A 15570-nucleotide genomic window follows, 5' to 3' on the forward strand; every position below is an offset into this window, starting at 1 on the left:
GTACAGTGAGAACAAGCATTTGACGGAGGCTTTGCATGACGGATTTTTACAACCTCGTTCCGGGCGCTGCGGACGGTCGCTTCGCAGGCATCGAGCGGCCCTATATGGCCGAGGAAGTGCGCAGGCTGCGCGGTTCGATCGAGATCCGGCACACACTCGCCGAGGAAGGGGCGAAGCGGCTGTGGCGGCTTCTCCACGAGGATGATTTCGTCAACGCGCTCGGTGCGGTGACCGGCAACCAGGCGATGCAGATGGTGCGCGCGGGGTTGAAGGCGATTTACCTTTCCGGTTGGCAGGTTGCCGCCGACGCCAACACGGCCTCGGCCATGTATCCGGACCAGTCGCTCTATCCCGCCAATGCCGGGCCGGAGCTGGCGGGCCGCATCAACCGTACCTTCCAGCGGGCCGACCAGATCGAGACGGCAGAGGGCAAGGGACTGTCCGTCGAGACGTGGTTCGCACCGATCGTGGCCGATGCGGAGGCCGGGTTCGGCGGGCCGCTCAACGCCTTCGAGATCATGAAGGCCTATATCGAGGCCGGCGCGGCGGGCGTCCACTTCGAGGACCAGCTCGCTTCTGAAAAGAAGTGCGGGCATCTGGGCGGCAAGGTGCTGATCCCGACGGCGGCGCACATCCGCAACCTCACCGCGGCAAGGCTGGCGGCGGACGTGATGGGCGTGCCGGCCCTCGTCATCTGCCGCACGGACGCGGAGGCCGCCAAACTGATCACTTCCGACATCGACGAGCGCGACCGGCCCTTCGTCGACTACGAAGCCGGGCGCACACCGGAAGGTTTTTACCGCATCAGGAACGGGCTCGAGCCTTGCATCGCGCGCGCCATCGCCTATGCGCCCTATTCCGACCTCATCTGGTGCGAGACATCGAAGCCGGACCTCGACCAGGCGCGGCGCTTCGCGGAGGCCGTTCACCGGCACCATCCGGGCAAGATGCTCGCCTACAACTGTTCGCCTTCCTTCAACTGGAAGAAGAACCTGGACGACTCCACGATCGCGAGGTTCCAGCGCGAGCTTGGCGCCATGGGCTACAAGTTCCAGTTCATCACGCTGGCCGGCTTCCACCAGCTCAACCACGGCATGTTCGAACTGGCGCGCGGTTATGCCGAGCGGCAGATGGCAGCCTATTCGGAGCTGCAGGAAGCCGAATTCGCCGCGGAAGCGTACGGCTACACGGCAACCAAGCACCAGCGCGAAGTGGGCACCGGCTATTTCGATGCGGTCTCCATGGCGATTACGGGCGGCCAGTCCTCCACGACGGCCATGGGAGAATCCACCGAACACGACCAGTTCCGCCCGGCGGCGGAGTAGAAAGCGGGAGAAAGCCAGTGATGATGCAAAGAACCCATGTGAAGGAACGGGCTGAAGAGCAGGCCAGCGCGATGAACAATGACCAGCAGGCGATCGTGCGCCGGGTCGCCAACGACCTGCATCGTCTCAACCAGTCCGTGATGCAGGCCGTGGAGGCCGGCGTCTCGGTCGAACTGGTGCGTTCCGCGCGCCACCATGGCGGCAAGGGAAACTGGGGCGATCTGCTTGTGCCGGTGATCGTCACCAACGGCCTGACGGGCGACTGACGCCGTCTTCTCCGGGCGACAACGCCCCGCGGGTCACCCGCGGGGCGTTTACCCATGCGTTCCGGGCACACCCGTACAGTTATACGGATTGACAAAATTCGGCGAATGCCAACTATCGCGCCCGCGTTCAACCGGGCATCGCGCCCGGGCATCAACGGTCAGGAAGCATGCACGATCAAAACGCGGGAGGGGCCGGCGCTGCAGGTGGCCGGGGTTCGTTCGGTGCGGCCCAGATCCGGTCGAAGCAGGCTCTCATCGTCGCCGCTTCCCCGATCAGCCGCATTGTCATCGGCCGGACGATCGAACGTATCTACCTGAGCTCGCAAGCGGTGACGCCGGAAGCCGCGCCGGCAGCGCTGCGCAAGAGCCAGCCGCTGCTTGTCATCATCGACGGGCCTCTCGGCGAACCCGCCGCGGAGCAGTTGTTTGGCGAACTCGCTCGGCATCGAAAGGCCTCGGAACGAAAACTGCCCCGCGTTCTCATGATCGCCGATGCCGCCGCGTCGTCCGACCTGCCGTACGGAGCAACGATCGATGCCACCGTCGGCAAGCCGATCACCCCGGACACGCTGCAGCCGGTTGTCGAGCGCCTGCTGGGCGAATAAGGCTTGGAGCGGCATGCGCTCGCCCCTCCGCTCTGTCTGTTTGTTTTTGCCGCATTTATACGACGGCAAGTGATCCGCTTGCCTGCATGCCCTAGCGCCCGCCCGACAGGTGGTCCAGCGGCAGGGGAGCGCGGTCCTTCACCGTCTGTATGGCAAAGTTCGAGCGGATATCGTTGACGGCCGGCAGCTTCAGCAGTGTGCCGAGAAGCAGCCGCTCGTAAGCCGCAAGGTCGGGCACCACCACCTGGAGCAGAAAATCGGCTTCGCCCGAGACCAGGTGGCAGGAGACCACCTCCGGCAAGGCCATCACCGCCTCGCGAAAGGCCGTCGCCTCCTCCTCGTGATGGCGCTCGACCTTCACGCCCACGAAGATCGTGAGGCCCAGACCGAGGCCCGCGCGATCAAGCGTCGCGTGATAGCCGGAAATGATGCCGGCCTTTTCAAGCAGCCGGACCCGGCGCAGGCACGGCGAGGGCGAAAGGCCGACTTCCTGGGCCAGTTCCACATTCGAAAGGCGCCCGTCGCGCTGCAGGGCGGCCAGGATCTTCCGGTCGATCGCGTCCAGGTTCATACTTGGCATCAACGTCCTTTTCCCAGCTCATTTTTGGCATAACATACCAGATATGTCCCCATTCAATAGCATCTTTGCAAGGACATGTCCGGTACGCCTCGGCTAAGTTCGCGGCCTCGTCACGTCGATGGAGACCTGTCATGTCCGAACTCATCCTGTTTGTGGGCGCGCTGGCGATCGCCTATCTTCTACCCGGTCCCGACATGTTTCTGCTCTTGCAGACAGGCGCCCTTGGCGGGCGCCGCCAAGCCTTCGCCATTGCCATCGGGCTCGGCGTGGCGCGGGCCGTGCACGTGGCGCTTGCGGCAATGGGGCTTGCCACTTTGCTGCGTTCCTCGCCATCTGTATTCGAAGCCGTGCGCCTGATCGGCGCTCTCTACCTCGCCTGGCTGGGCTACAATATCCTGCGCGCGCCCTCGCTGCCGCCCGGTGCCGCAAAGGGCGTGGCCGGCCCCGCCGCCGGGCTGCGCCGCGCCGTCCTGCGCGGTCTCTTGACCAACCTCCTCAACCCGAAGGCGCTCATCTTCTGTTCCGTTCTCCTGCCGCAGTTCCTCCGCGTCGAGAATGGGGGCGTTTACGGACAGTTCGTGCTTCTGGGTGCGGTGCTGGTCGCCACCGGCTTCGTCTTCGATGTGCATTACGCAATCGCAGGAGACCGGATCGGCGCCTTCCTGGCGCGGCGACCGCTCTGGCGGCGTATGCAGCAATGGCTTTTCGGCACGGCGCTGATCGCGTTCGGGGCGCGCCTGGCGCTCGACAAGGGAACCTGAGGGCTTGTGCCGCCTGGTGCAGGGGCGCGAAACTCCTCCTCACGGGCCCAGCGAATGCGCGCACCGTGCAGTGCGCGTCAGGAACAAATCCGCAGAAAAATCCTTGGGTCGGCGTGCGCCGGGCGGATCACCTGCCCTGCATGTGGCCACGCAGCACTGGAGGAAAGCCATGGCCCCTAAGTTTCTGCACGGCGCGGTCGCAGCCGCAGCCATCGCATGCCTGCCGCTGGCGCCCGTACCGGCAACCGCCCAGGACGTACCGGTCGATTTCACTGGGATCGTCGAGGAAATGACACCCGCGGTGGTGGCGATTACGGCGGATCGTCCCATCGAGGAGCAACCCTCGATCGAAGACATCCTGCCAAATCCCTTCGGAAGAGAGCAGGAACCGGATCGCGGTCCGCCCAGGGGAGTGGCCCTGGGTTCCGGCTTCATCATCAGCCAGGATGGCCACGTGGTGACCAATAACCACGTGATCCAGGGGGCGAACACCATCGACGTCCGCCTGTCGGACGGCAGCACACGATCGGCGGAACTGGTGGGATCGGACCCGGCGACCGATCTGGCGGTGCTGAAGATGGAACCTTCCGAAGACCTTGCGGTCGCCGAATGGGGAGATTCCGATACGTTGCAGCCGGGTGCGTGGACCATCGCCATCGGCAGCCCCTTCGGATTGGGCGGCACGGTGACGGTGGGCGTCCTTTCCGCGCGCTCGCGCAACATCCAGGCTGGCCCCTACGACAACTTTCTCCAGACCGACGCTTCCATCAACCGCGGCAACTCCGGCGGACCACTGTTCAACGCGGCGGGACGGGTCGTCGGCGTGAACACGGCCATCTTCTCGCCCATCGGCGCCAATATCGGCATCGGCTTCGCCGTCCCTTCCAATACCGCCCAGGAGATCGTGCGGCAGCTCATCGAAACGGGCTCGGTCGAGCGCGGCTTCATCGGCGTCAGCCTGCAGCCCATCACCGACGCCATCTCCCAGGCGCTCGGGCTTGAATCCACGGACGGCGCCCTCGTCGCCGACATCGAGCCGGATAGCCCGGCCTCCCGGGCGGGACTGCAGGCCGGAGACGTGATCACGGCTCTGGGCGGCGAATCCATGGAGAACCCGGGCGAACTCTCCCGCGCGGTCGCCGAGCGCAGCCCCGGCGAGGAGATCACCTTGTCGATCATCCGTGACGGCGAGACGGTCGAGGTCGACCTGACACTCGCCACCCGCGAGGTAGAGCAGACTGCCGCCAACGCCGAGCCTGCCACCGAGCCCGACGGTGCGAGCATGGGCGTAGCGGTCACCGGGCTGCCGGAGCTGCTGCGGCGCGAACTCGGCTTGGAAGAGGGACAGGGCGTCATGATCCAGCGGGTTCAGCCTGGAACGCCCGCCGCCGAGGCCGGACTGCAGCAAGGCGACGTCATTCTGGAGGCCGGCGGCGACACGGTGGAACAGGTGGAGGATCTCACCACTGCCTGGGAAGAGGCCCGCGAGCAGGAACGACCGGTCCTCTTGAGGGTCGCTCGTGGCGAAAACACTCTCTTCGTACCGGTCGAGACTGAGCAAGGATAAACCGTCCAGCCAGATTATGAAGCCCACGGCGCCGCCCCAACAGCGGACCGTGGGTTGATCGCTCGCCCGCCGGAGGGAACTTTCCTCCGCACGCGGCCGTTCAAGAACTGTGGGCCGCGGGAGGGAACGACCGCGCTCGAACGCCGAGTACCCACTGTAGCGACAGGAGGCAGCTCGTGGACAGTTTCGCAACGGCTTCCGAACTCCGCGTCAAGGACAAGATCTACCGATATCGCAGCCTGACGCCGCTCAAGGCGCAGGGATTCGATATCGACCGCCTGCCCTATTCTCTGCGTATTCTGCTGGAAAACCTCCTGCGCCACGAGGACGGATCGACCGTTACCGCTGACGACATCCGCGCGCTCGCCGGCTGGGATCCGGACGAGGAGACCGCGCGTGAGATCGCCTTCATGCCGGCGCGCGTTCTATTGCAGGACTTTACCGGCGTTCCCGCGCTGGTGGACCTGGCGGCGATGCGCGACGCCATGGCCGCTCTCGGCGGCGATCCGAAGGCCATCAATCCGCAGCAGCCGGTCGAACTGGTGATCGACCATTCCATCCAGGTGGACGCCTACGGCAACCCACAGGCCTTCGACCGCAACGAAGAGCTCGACTACAAGCGCAATGCCGAGCGCTACGCTTTCATCAAATGGGGCCGCGAGGCCTTCGCCAACTTCACCGCCACACCGCCCAACGCCGGCATCTGCCATCAGATCAACCTGGAATATCTCGCGCGCGTGGTGTTTGGCCTGAGCGGCGATGAAGAGCGCCGGGAAGACGGTCCGCCGCTCGCCTATCCCGATACGGTGGTGGGCACCGACTCTCATACACCCATGGTCAACGGGCTGGGTGTCCTGGGATGGGGCGTGGGCGGCATCGAGGCCGAAGCGGCGATGCTCGGCCAGCCGATCTCCATGCTGATCCCGCGCGTCATCGGGGTCCGCCTCACCGGCGCGCTGCCCGAGGGGTCGACCGCCACCGACCTCGTGCTGACGGTGGCCGAGATGCTGCGCAAGAAGGGCGTTGTCGGGCAGTTCGTGGAGTTTTACGGGCCGGGTGTTTCCAGCCTTGCGCTGGCCGACCGGGCGACGATCGGCAACATGTCGCCCGAATACGGCTCCACCTGCACCATCTTCCCGGTCGACAAGGTCACCCTCGATTACCTGCGGTTCACCGGGCGCCCGGAGGAGCGGATCGCGCTCGTGGAAACGTATATGAAGGCGCAAGGGCTGTTTCACACGCCGGACTCGCCGGAGCCCGTCTATTCGGACACGCTGGAGCTCGACCTCGGCACGATCGAACCCAGCATCGCCGGTCCCCGGCGCCCGCAGGACCGCATTCGTCTTTCACACGCGCAGGAGGCGTTTCAGGACGCCTTGCCGTCCCTGCGTCCCAACGCTCCTGCACGGTCACAGAAGCGTGCGGCCAGCGGCCGGACTACGCACGGCCATGCCGAAGGGGTCTGGGGCGAGGACGACGAGAACGTGTCGGAACTCGCCGAGGTCCGCCTCGGCGAGGAGACGCATGCGCTTGGCCACGGATCGGTGGTGATCGCCGCCATCACGAGTTGCACGAACACGTCCAACCCCTCTGTGATGATGGCGGCGGGCCTCCTTGCCCGCAAGGCGGTGGAGAAGGGGCTGAAAAGCAAGCCCTGGGTGAAGACCTCGCTGGCGCCGGGTTCGCGCGTCGTCACCGACTATTACGACAAGGCCGGCCTAACCCGGCCTCTCGAGGCGCTCGGCTTTCATCTGGCCGGCTATGGCTGCACGACCTGCATCGGCAATTCCGGGCCGTTGCCGGCGGAAGTCTCCGAGGCGGTCCAGGAGAACGGGCTGGTAGTCGCCTCGGTCCTGTCGGGCAATCGCAATTTCGAGGGCCGCATCAACTCCGAGGTGCGGGCGAACTATCTGATGTCGCCGCCGCTCGTGGTCGCCTTCGCGCTCGCCGGCCGGATCGATATCGATCTTTATTCCGAACCGCTCGGCGAAGATACGGAAGGCCGGCCGGTCTTCCTGCGCGATATCTGGCCTTCGAGCAAGGAGGTCGAGCGTGTGGTCGCCGATGCCATCGGTTCGGACATGTACCATCGCAACTACGACCGGATCTACGAGGGCGACGCGCGCTGGGATGCGCTTGAGGTGGAATCGAGCGAGCTTTATCCGTGGAACCCGCAGTCCACCTATATCCGCCAGCCGACCTTCTTCGACGGCATGGCCAAGGAGGCTCCCGAGAAGATGGAGGAAATCACCGGCGCGCGGGTGATCGCCATGCTCGGCGACAGCGTGACGACCGACCACATCTCGCCGGCGGGCTCGATCCAGAAGGATTCGCCGGCCGGCCGCTATCTCGTGGCCGAAGGGGTCGAACCCAAGGACTTCAACTCCTACGGCGCGCGGCGCGGAAACCATGAGGTGATGGTGCGCGGCACCTTCGCCAATGTGCGCATCCGCAACCGGCTCGTCCCCGATATGGAAGGCCCCTTCACGCGCCACTTACCGAGCGACGAGATGATGCCGATCTACGACGCGGCGATGCGCTACAAGGAGGAAGGCACGCCGCTCGTGGTGCTCGCCGGCAAGGAGTACGGCTCCGGGTCGAGCCGTGACTGGGCCGCCAAGGGCGTCGCGCTTCAGGGCGTGCGCGCCGTCATCGCCGAGAGCTTCGAGCGCATCCATCGCTCGAACCTGATCGGCATGGGCGTGCTTCCCTTGCAGTTCGCCGAAGGCGATTCCATCGAGACGCTTGGCCTCGACGGGCACGAGACCTTCGATGTCGAGGGACTGGCCAAAGCCGTCGAGAACGGTCTGGCCGGCGATTCCGGGCTCTCCGTGCGCGCCCGCGCGCATGACGGCAAGAGCACCGACTTCAAGGTGCGCGTGCGCATCGATACACCCCAGGAGTTCCGCTATTTCTGCCATGGCGGCATACTGCAATACGTGCTCCGGCGCCTCCTGCTCGGCAAGGAGAAGACGGACCGGAAGCTCGAAGGACTGCCCGCCTCGGCACAGCCGGCGCGCGGGCACAAGCCGCCCCGGGATGTCGTCGAAGAGGGCTCGATCGAATCCTTCCCCGCCAGCGATCCACCGGCGTACTGAGGCCGAGAGGCGCGGGACAGGCTTGGATGGAGACGATCATGCGTGCCCTCACCTTCGCCCTTGGCAAGCTGGGGGCGGGCCGGCATGCGCATCGGTAACCTGCTTCAATTCGTCATCGGTCAGAGGTCCAACTTCGGCAAGTCTACGCGCGCCGGCCCGTGAATCACCGAGCCGTCGGTGGCGAAGATCGAGCCGTGGCAGGGGCAGTCCCAAGTCCGGTCCGCATTGTTCCATGTGAGCGTGCAGCCCTTGTGCGTGCAGTGCGCCGACATTGTGTGCAGATTACCGCCCTCGTCCCGCCAGGCGGCGATCTTCTCCTCGCCGCGGGCGATCACCCCACCGTCTCCCGGCGCGATCTCGTCGGGGCTGTCGACATATGATTGGCTGTCGCCGCTCTTATGGAAGTCCTCAGGGTACGGCCGGGTGGGGTCGTAGAGCGCCGTCCACGGGTTCTCACGGCCGGCGATGCGATCGGCGATCATCATGCCGACCGCCGTGCCGTTGCTGATGCCCCAGGCATTGAAACCGGTGGCGATATAGAAGCCCGGTGCCTTCTCGGGATCCGGCTCGCCGGCGTAGGGAACGCGGTCGGCCGTGTCGTAATCCTCGTTGCACCAGCGCCAGAGCGCCTCGCCGACCGGCACGTTGGCGCGGGTCCAGTCCTCCAGTTCGACAAACCGCGCGGCAACGTCGCCGTCCTGGCCGGTTCTGAAGTGCGGCCCGAGCACCACCAGGAAATGGCCGTCAGTATCGCGGCCGGTCCGCAGCGAGCGCGAGGGTTCCTCGATGCTGATGAACATGCCGTCGATCACAGAAGGTTCCTCGATGCGGAAGGCCATCGCCACATGGCTGCGCGGTTGGGTTCGATGCGCCATGCCGACAGGGCTCTTGACGGTCATGTTGGTCGCCACGACGACGTTTTCGGCATGCACCGTGCCGCCGTCGGTGACGGCGCGCCAGCGGCTCGCTTCACCGATGAGCCGGGCGCGGCTGTTCTCGAAGATGTGCCCGCCTGCGGCGCGAACCGCTTCGGCGAGGCCGATCAGATATTGCGCCGGGTTGAACTGCGCCTGGTCGGGGAACAGGAGCGCGCCCGCCGTCTCGAAGGGGAGCGGCGCGCGCTCCACCACCTCCGCCGACAGGCCGAGCCTGCGCGCGGCCTCGGCCTCGGCCTGGATCTCCGCCCGGATGGCGGGATCCTGCGTATAGGCGTAGGCCGGCTTCTGCTCGAACGCGCAGGCGATGCCGCGTTCATCGATCCAGCGGCGGATCTGTTCGGCGCCGGTGATATTCGCCGTCGCGTAATCATGCGCACGATCCCGCCCAAGGCTGTCCATCAGGTGGCGATAGATGAGGCGGTGCTGCGTGGTGATCTTTGCCGTCGAGCGTCCCGTCACCTGCCGGCCGACCGCGAGCCCTTCCAGCACGATGACCGAGCGCCCGGCTTCGAGCAGGCGCAGCGCGGCGGTGAGACCGACGATGCCGGCACCCACCACCACCGTTTCGGCATGGATCGAACCTTCGAGCGGCGGGTATGCCGTCGGTCCGGCATTCGCGGTCCAGCAGCAATCCGGCTTTCCCGAGAGCGCGCGCATCGGCCTACCCGTTCTCATAGGTGCCGACGAGTTCGGCCTCGGCGATGATGTGCGGCCGTGCCTCTTCGAGCATGTCGCCGACCTTCGCCTTGCCGTCGCAATGCAGAGTCTCGGTGTCGAGAGCGACCAGGCGGAAGTGGTAGTGGTGGACGCCGTGCCCCTTGGGCGGCTGCGGCCCGTCATAATGGGGGTTGCCGAAGTCGTTCACGCCATGGCCGAGACTCTCGGTCTTGGCACCAGCCGTCGTGCCCTCCGGCAGACGGTCGCGCTCGGCGGCGATGTCGTAGACGCCCCAGTGACGGAACAGGCGCGAAGGGGCGTCCGGGTCCTCGACCACCAGCACAAAGCTCCTGGTGCCGGCCGGTGCATCCTTCCAGACGAGCGGGGGCGAGACGTTCTGGCCATCTCGGGCATACTTGTCCGGGATGCGCCCGCCATCGCTGAAGGCGGGGCTTTCGAGGGTGAAGGCCATGGCTTCCTCCTGTCGTCGCTACTGCCCCTCCGAACCGGAGAGCGCCGCTACGGTTCCGTTGAGGCGACATGGCCGGTCCGGGCAGAGATCTCGGCCATGCCCCAGACCGCCTGCGCGACAACGGCGACGACCTCAGCCTGGGAATCCCCGAACCCGCGCAGAAAATGCGGCCTTTCGCTATCTGCTCTCCCATGGCCTGGCACGACGACGAGGCCTAGAATGGACCGTCATGCAAAGGTCAGGTGATGAGGGAAATGACGCGCATTCCCGAGGATTATTTGGAGCGGGTCTATGCCGGGGTGCTCGGCAAGCTGATCGGCGTCTATCTCGGCCGCCCGATCGAGGGCTGGAGCCACGCAAGGATCATGCGCACACTCGGGCCGATCGCCTACTACGTTCACGAGCGTCTCGGCCAGCCGCTGGTGGTGACGGATGACGATGTTTCCGGCACCTTCACTTTCGTGCGGGCGCTCGATGACCATGGCATCTCACCGGAACTGTCGGCGGAGGAGATCGGCAAGACCTGGCTCAATTTCATTGTCGGGGGCCGCTCGACGCTCTGGTGGGGCGGCAACGGCAACTCGACCGAGCACACGGCCTGGCTCAACCTCAAGCACGGCATCAAGGCCCCGGCCTCCGGCGCGATCGCCACCAACGGAAAGATTATCGCCGAGCAAATCGGTGCCCAGATCTTCATCGACGGCTGGGCGCTGGTCGCTCCCGGCCAGCCGCATCTCGCCGCCCGCCTGGCCGAACAGGCAGCCCGGGTGAGCCATGACGGCGAGGCGGTGTTCGCCGCCAAGCTGTGGGCGGCGATGGAGGCCGCAGCGTTCAACACGACCGATGTCGACCAACTGCTCGAAACGGGTCTTTCCGTGATCCCCGCCGACAGCCGCATCGCGCGCCTGATCGGCGACGTGCGGCGCTGGCGCGGAGAGAACGCGGACTGGCAGGCCACGCGGCAAGCGATCGAGAACCATTACGGCTACGACAAGTATCCCGGCATCTGCCACGTGGTACCGAACCACGCCCTGATGATCATGGCCATTCTCTACGCGCCGGACGACTTTGCCAGGGCGCAGACGATCGTCAACACGTCCGGCTGGGACACCGACTGCAATGCCGGCAATGTGGGGTGCCTGATGGGCATCATGCTCGGGCTCGAAGGGCTCGATGCGGGACCGGACTGGCGCGGACCCCTGGCCGACCGGCTGCTCATCTCCTCGGCCGACGGCGGTAACGCCGTCAACGACGCGGTGCGCGTCAGCTATCATCTGGCCGACCTCGGTGTCAGGCTCGCCGGCCGCGACGGCATCGAGCCGCCGAAGGACGGCGCACGCTTCCACTTCTCCCTGCCCGGAAGTGTTCAGGGCTTCCGGCCGCAGAAGGGCACCGAAACCCGGGTGAGGCTCTCCAACGAACCGTTCGCCGGCGCGAGGGCTCTCGCCATCCACTACAAGGCGCTCGCGGAAGGTCAGCCGGCGGCGGTCACCACGCCCACCTTTGCGCCGCCGGAGGTGGGTGTGATGGACATTTACGAGCTGATGGCGACGCCGCTGCTTTCGCCCGGCCAGCACCTCAAGGCGCGACTTGTCGCACCGGCGTCCAACCAAGGCACGGTCGCCGCACGTCTGCGCCTCAGTGTCTATGACGAGGACGGCCGACTGCGCGACGTCGACTGCGCCCGCGTCGGGCTTGCGCCCGGCAGCGCGAAGACGCTCGAATGGCGCGTGCCGTCTTTCGATGGCCAGCCCATCGGCGCGGTCGGCATCGCGCTTGGCGCAAACACGTCGGGCGTAGAGGGCAAAGTGCTGCTCGACTATCTGCGCTGGGACGGTTCGCCGGACGTCGTGCTGCGCCGTCCGCCGGGCAAGAGCGATTTCTGGCACCGGGCCTGGGTCAACGCCGTCGATTCCTTTTCCGACCGCTTCGCCGAGAGCTTCCGCATTTCGCAGGCACGGGGCGAAGGGATGATCATCCATGGCACGCGGGACTGGACGGACTATCGCGTAGAGACCGAATGCGTGCTGCACTTGGGCGATTTTGGCGGCGTGGCACTGCGTGTGCAGGGCCTCAGACGCTATTACGGCGTGCGTGCCACTCGTGAGAACCGGCTGGAGATCGTGCGCGTACGTGACGAGGAAGTTAAGGTGCTGGCGAGCACGCCGTTCGACCTCGCTCTGGAAAAACGGATGCAGGTGACTGCTAGCGCCGTCGGGAACATCATCCAGGCGCGCGTCGACGACGTGGACATCGAAGCCCGTGACGAAAGCGAGCTGGCTTTCAGAGACGGCGGCATCGGGCTGGTGATCGCCTCGGGTGCGCTGTCCGCCGACTTCGTGGCCGTGTCTCCCCCATGAGGTCTTCACGAGATGAAAGCGCTTGCAGCACCGGATACTAGGGCGCAAAGGGCATGGCCATGCTGAAGAAAACATCCTCCATGCCGGACCATCCCGCGGCCCCGTCCCGCCGCTGCCGCGTCTGCCGGTCATCGGCCACCGAGATGTTCGCATCCATCGGAGAGCGGGACTATCGGCGCTGCCTGCGGTGCGAAGCGGTCGTGCTCGACGCGGACGGCCTGCCCTCGCGCGAAGAGGAACAGGCCCACTATCGGCATCACGAAAACGATCCCGACGATCCACGCTACCGCCGGTTTCTCTCGAAACTGTGCGATCCGCTGGCGGCCCGCCTCAAGCCAGCCAGCCTGGGCCTTGATTACGGGTGCGGGCCAGGGCCGGCGCTGGCGGCGATGCTGCGCGAACGCGGCCACGAAATGCGTCTCTACGATCCCTTCTTCGCGCCCGACCCGTCCGCGCTCGCGGTCACCTACGATTTCATCGTCTGCAGCGAGGTGGCTGAACACTTTCACGAGCCGGCGGTGGAGTTCGAACGGCTGGACCGGCTCCTGAAACCCGGTGGCTGGCTGGGGCTCATGACCTGCTTTCGAACCGAAGACGCGCGCTTCGCCAACTGGCATTATCGCCGCGACCCCACCCATGTCGTCTTCTACAAGGAAGAGACGATACACCACCTCGCCCGGCGGTTCGGGTGGCAGTGTGTAATCCCAGTCAAGGATGTGGCGCTGCTGCGCAAGGCCGTTTAGGTCAGGACTGACGGGGAGAGGGCAGGCTCGTCATGCGGCTTGAACTTCCGGTCTTACAACCGACGCGATTCTCCGAGGACCGTTATTCCATTCGCCGTTTACAAAAAGCATATAATATGATTTTTTCCTGCATGGGCTTTGCCCAATTTCAAGCAGGGAGGAGAAAGATGCTTTCCAGGAAAGTATGGCTCGGCGCGGCGGCGCTCGCGTCGATGGCATTGATGGCGTCCGGGGCGGCGGCACAGACAATCGGCTTTTCGCAGATCGGGTCGGAATCGGGATGGCGTGCCGCCGAGACAACGCTGACGCGCCAGGAGGCGGAGAAGCGCGGCATCGACCTCAAATTCGCCGACGCGCAGCAGAAGCAGGAAAACCAGATCAAGGCGCTGCGCTCCTTCATCGCGCAGGGCGTGGACGCGATCCTTCTGGCGCCTGTGGTGGCGACCGGATGGGACTCGGTGCTGGAAGAGGCGCAGGAGGCGGAGATCCCGGTCGTCCTTCTCGACCGCATGGTGGACGCGCCCGATGACCTCTATCTCACCGCCGTCGGCTCCGACCTCGTGCACGAGGGCCGCGTTGCCGGCGAATGGCTGGTCGAAGCGGTGAATGGCGAGGACTGCAACATCGTCGAGCTCCAGGGGACCACCGGCTCATCGCCCGCCATCGACCGCAAGAACGGCTTCGAAGAGGCAATCTCCGGCCACGACAATCTCACCATCATCCGCAGCCAGACGGGCGACTTCACCCGCACGAAGGGCAAGGAGGTCATGGAAAGCTTCCTGAAGGCCGAAGGTGGCGGCACGAACATCTGCGCGCTCTACGCCCACAATGACGACATGGCCGTCGGCGCCATCCAGGCGATCAAGGAAGCGGGCCTCAAGCCCGGCGAGGACATCCTGGTCGTCTCCATCGACGCGGTTCCGGACATCTTCACCGCCATGGCCGCCGGTGAGGCGAACGCCACCGTGGAGCTGACGCCGAACATGGCCGGCCCGGCGTTCGATGCGCTGGAAGCGTATCTGAACGACGGCACCATGCCGCCGAAGTTCATCCAGACGGAATCGAAGCTCTACACCCAGGAAGACGATCCGATGGCCGTCTACGAAGCCAAGAAGGATCTGGGCTACTGACCGGCGCCTGACGCCGCTCGACCTGGCCCAATTGGCCGATCGGGACGCGCCGCCCTACGCATTCGGCGGCGCGTCCGAAACCGCACTCCGTGAGAAAGATACGGGAGGACCGGAGTGAGCGAGAGCCAGCCACGCCTTCGCGCCACGGCCGTGACGAAGACATTCCCCGGCACCGTTGCGCTCGACCGGGTGGACTTCACGCTGCAGGCGGGCGAGGTGCACGCGCTTCTCGGCGAGAACGGCGCCGGCAAATCGACGCTGATCAAGTGCCTCACCGGCGCTTATCGGCGCGACAGCGGCGACATCGTCCTAGACGGGAGCGTCATTGACCCGCGCGACACGCTGGAGGCGCAGGGCCACGGCATCGGAACGGTCTATCAGGAGGTCAACCTCCTGCCCAACCTGACGGTGGCGGAGAACCTTTTCCTCGGGCACCAGCCGACCCGCTTCGGCATGATCTCGGGCCGCGCCATGAAGGCGCGCGCACGCGCGGTGCTGTCGCAATACGCCCTCGATATCGACGTGGGGCGGAACCTTGAAGATTATTCCGTCGCGGTGCAACAGGTGGTGGCGATCGCCCGTGCGGTGATGCTTTCCGGCAAGGTCCTGATCCTCGACGAGCCGACCGCCAGCCTCGATGCCCATGAAGTGCGCATGCTGTTCGACGTCGTGCGCTCATTGAAGGAGCGGGGGCTTGGCATCGTCTTCATCTCGCATTTCCTCGACCAGGTCTACCAGATCAGCGACCGCATCACCGTCCTGCGCAACGGCCAGCTTGTCGGCAGCGAAGCGACGGCCGATCTCGACCGCGTGCGGCTCGTCAACATGATGCTCGGCCGCGAACTGGAGCAGGAGACACGCGAAAGCGGCCGCACCGACCGCCCGGAGGGAGCGCCGGCGATCCGTTTCCGCGATTTCGGGCGCACGGGGCGCATCGCGCCGTTCGACCTCGACATCCACAAGGGCGAGGTGGTCGGCGTTGCCGGGCTTCTGGGCTCCGGGCGCACCGAGACGGCGGAGGTGCTCTTCGGCGTGGCGCCGCATGACAGCGGCCGGGCGGAAGCGGAC

General features: G+C 65.7%; 13 protein-coding genes. 10 read left to right on the forward strand and 3 right to left on the reverse strand.

Going from position 1 to position 15570, the window contains the following annotated elements; all coding sequences use genetic code 11:
- Positions 1-35 precede the first annotated feature (35 nt).
- The 3 genes from aceA to ACFP9U_RS08660 all read left to right on the forward strand — a co-directional run bounded on the left by aceA (position 36) and on the right by ACFP9U_RS08660 (position 2196).
- Entirely contained in the window at positions 36-1325 is a 1290-nt protein-coding gene (aceA, locus tag ACFP9U_RS08650; protein ID WP_378620622.1) for an isocitrate lyase, read from the forward strand.
- Between the two features lie 20 nt (positions 1326-1345).
- Positions 1346-1591, forward strand: coding sequence for a hypothetical protein (locus ACFP9U_RS08655; RefSeq protein WP_322453712.1), 246 nt, complete (start codon positions 1346-1348; stop codon positions 1589-1591).
- A gap of 167 nt (positions 1592-1758) precedes the next feature.
- Positions 1759-2196 (forward strand): response regulator, encoded by a 438-nt coding sequence (locus ACFP9U_RS08660; RefSeq protein ID WP_378620625.1) that lies wholly within the window; start codon positions 1759-1761, stop codon positions 2194-2196.
- A gap of 91 nt (positions 2197-2287) precedes the next feature.
- Here ACFP9U_RS08660 and ACFP9U_RS08665 read toward each other — a convergent pair whose 3' ends face one another.
- A complete protein-coding gene (locus ACFP9U_RS08665; RefSeq protein ID WP_378620626.1) occupies positions 2288-2776 on the reverse strand; it encodes an Lrp/AsnC family transcriptional regulator in 489 nt (162 codons plus the stop codon).
- A 131-nt stretch (positions 2777-2907) separates the two neighbouring features.
- Between ACFP9U_RS08665 and ACFP9U_RS08670 the strand changes: the two genes are divergently transcribed.
- The 3 genes from ACFP9U_RS08670 (at position 2908) to acnA (ending at position 8202) form a co-directional block, all read left to right on the forward strand.
- Complete coding sequence (locus tag ACFP9U_RS08670; protein WP_378620628.1) at positions 2908-3537, forward strand: LysE family translocator; 630 nt, start codon at positions 2908-2910, stop codon at positions 3535-3537.
- A gap of 169 nt (positions 3538-3706) precedes the next feature.
- Positions 3707-5104 (forward strand): Do family serine endopeptidase, encoded by a 1398-nt coding sequence (locus tag ACFP9U_RS08675; protein WP_378620630.1) that lies wholly within the window; start codon positions 3707-3709, stop codon positions 5102-5104.
- 176 nt (positions 5105-5280) lie between these two features.
- Entirely contained in the window at positions 5281-8202 is a 2922-nt protein-coding gene (acnA, locus tag ACFP9U_RS08680) for an aconitate hydratase AcnA (RefSeq protein ID WP_378620632.1), read from the forward strand.
- 119 nt (positions 8203-8321) lie between these two features.
- Here acnA and ACFP9U_RS08685 read toward each other — a convergent pair whose 3' ends face one another.
- Complete coding sequence (locus ACFP9U_RS08685) at positions 8322-9797, reverse strand: FAD-dependent oxidoreductase (protein WP_378620634.1); 1476 nt, start codon at positions 9795-9797, stop codon at positions 8322-8324.
- A 4-nt stretch (positions 9798-9801) separates the two neighbouring features.
- A complete protein-coding gene (locus ACFP9U_RS08690) occupies positions 9802-10269 on the reverse strand; it encodes a YbhB/YbcL family Raf kinase inhibitor-like protein (protein WP_378620635.1) in 468 nt (155 codons plus the stop codon).
- Positions 10270-10523: 254 nt separating this feature from the next.
- Between ACFP9U_RS08690 and ACFP9U_RS08695 the strand changes: the two genes are divergently transcribed.
- From ACFP9U_RS08695 to ACFP9U_RS08710, 4 genes are all read left to right on the forward strand, one after another.
- Positions 10524-12629 carry an ADP-ribosylglycohydrolase family protein gene (locus tag ACFP9U_RS08695; RefSeq protein ID WP_378620637.1) on the forward strand — a complete coding sequence of 702 codons (2106 nt, stop codon included), beginning with the start codon at positions 10524-10526 and terminating at the stop codon, positions 12627-12629.
- Between the two features lie 59 nt (positions 12630-12688).
- A complete protein-coding gene (locus ACFP9U_RS08700) occupies positions 12689-13372 on the forward strand; it encodes a class I SAM-dependent methyltransferase (protein ID WP_378620639.1) in 684 nt (227 codons plus the stop codon).
- Between the two features lie 167 nt (positions 13373-13539).
- Entirely contained in the window at positions 13540-14502 is a 963-nt protein-coding gene (ytfQ, locus tag ACFP9U_RS08705; RefSeq protein ID WP_378620641.1) for a galactofuranose ABC transporter, galactofuranose-binding protein YtfQ, read from the forward strand.
- A 114-nt stretch (positions 14503-14616) separates the two neighbouring features.
- Positions 14617-15570: sugar ABC transporter ATP-binding protein (locus ACFP9U_RS08710; RefSeq protein WP_378620642.1), on the forward strand; the 954-nt coding region annotated here is incomplete at its 3' end.

This window comes from Nitratireductor sp. GCM10026969, assembly GCF_042660605.1.
In the GTDB taxonomy this organism is placed as follows: Bacteria; Pseudomonadota; Alphaproteobacteria; order Rhizobiales; family Rhizobiaceae; genus Chelativorans.

What these genes read in the sequence shown, in the direction of transcription:
- ACFP9U_RS08690 (WP_378620635.1), bottom strand. Translation starts at nt 10,269, where the DNA reads ATGGCCTTCACCCTCGAAAGCCCCGCCTTCAGCGATGGCGGGCGCATC.
- ACFP9U_RS08700 (WP_378620639.1), top strand. Translation starts at nt 12,689, where the DNA reads ATGCTGAAGAAAACATCCTCCATGCCGGACCATCCCGCGGCCCCGTCC.
- ACFP9U_RS08675 (WP_378620630.1), top strand. Translation starts at nt 3,707, where the DNA reads ATGGCCCCTAAGTTTCTGCACGGCGCGGTCGCAGCCGCAGCCATCGCA.
- ACFP9U_RS08660 (WP_378620625.1), top strand. Translation starts at nt 1,759, where the DNA reads ATGCACGATCAAAACGCGGGAGGGGCCGGCGCTGCAGGTGGCCGGGGT.
- aceA (WP_378620622.1), top strand. Translation starts at nt 36, where the DNA reads ATGACGGATTTTTACAACCTCGTTCCGGGCGCTGCGGACGGTCGCTTC.
- ACFP9U_RS08665 (WP_378620626.1), bottom strand. Translation starts at nt 2,776, where the DNA reads ATGCCAAGTATGAACCTGGACGCGATCGACCGGAAGATCCTGGCCGCC.
- ACFP9U_RS08695 (WP_378620637.1), top strand. Translation starts at nt 10,524, where the DNA reads ATGACGCGCATTCCCGAGGATTATTTGGAGCGGGTCTATGCCGGGGTG.
- ACFP9U_RS08655 (WP_322453712.1), top strand. Translation starts at nt 1,346, where the DNA reads ATGATGCAAAGAACCCATGTGAAGGAACGGGCTGAAGAGCAGGCCAGC.
- ACFP9U_RS08670 (WP_378620628.1), top strand. Translation starts at nt 2,908, where the DNA reads ATGTCCGAACTCATCCTGTTTGTGGGCGCGCTGGCGATCGCCTATCTT.
- ACFP9U_RS08685 (WP_378620634.1), bottom strand. Translation starts at nt 9,797, where the DNA reads ATGCGCGCGCTCTCGGGAAAGCCGGATTGCTGCTGGACCGCGAATGCC.
- ytfQ (WP_378620641.1), top strand. Translation starts at nt 13,540, where the DNA reads ATGCTTTCCAGGAAAGTATGGCTCGGCGCGGCGGCGCTCGCGTCGATG.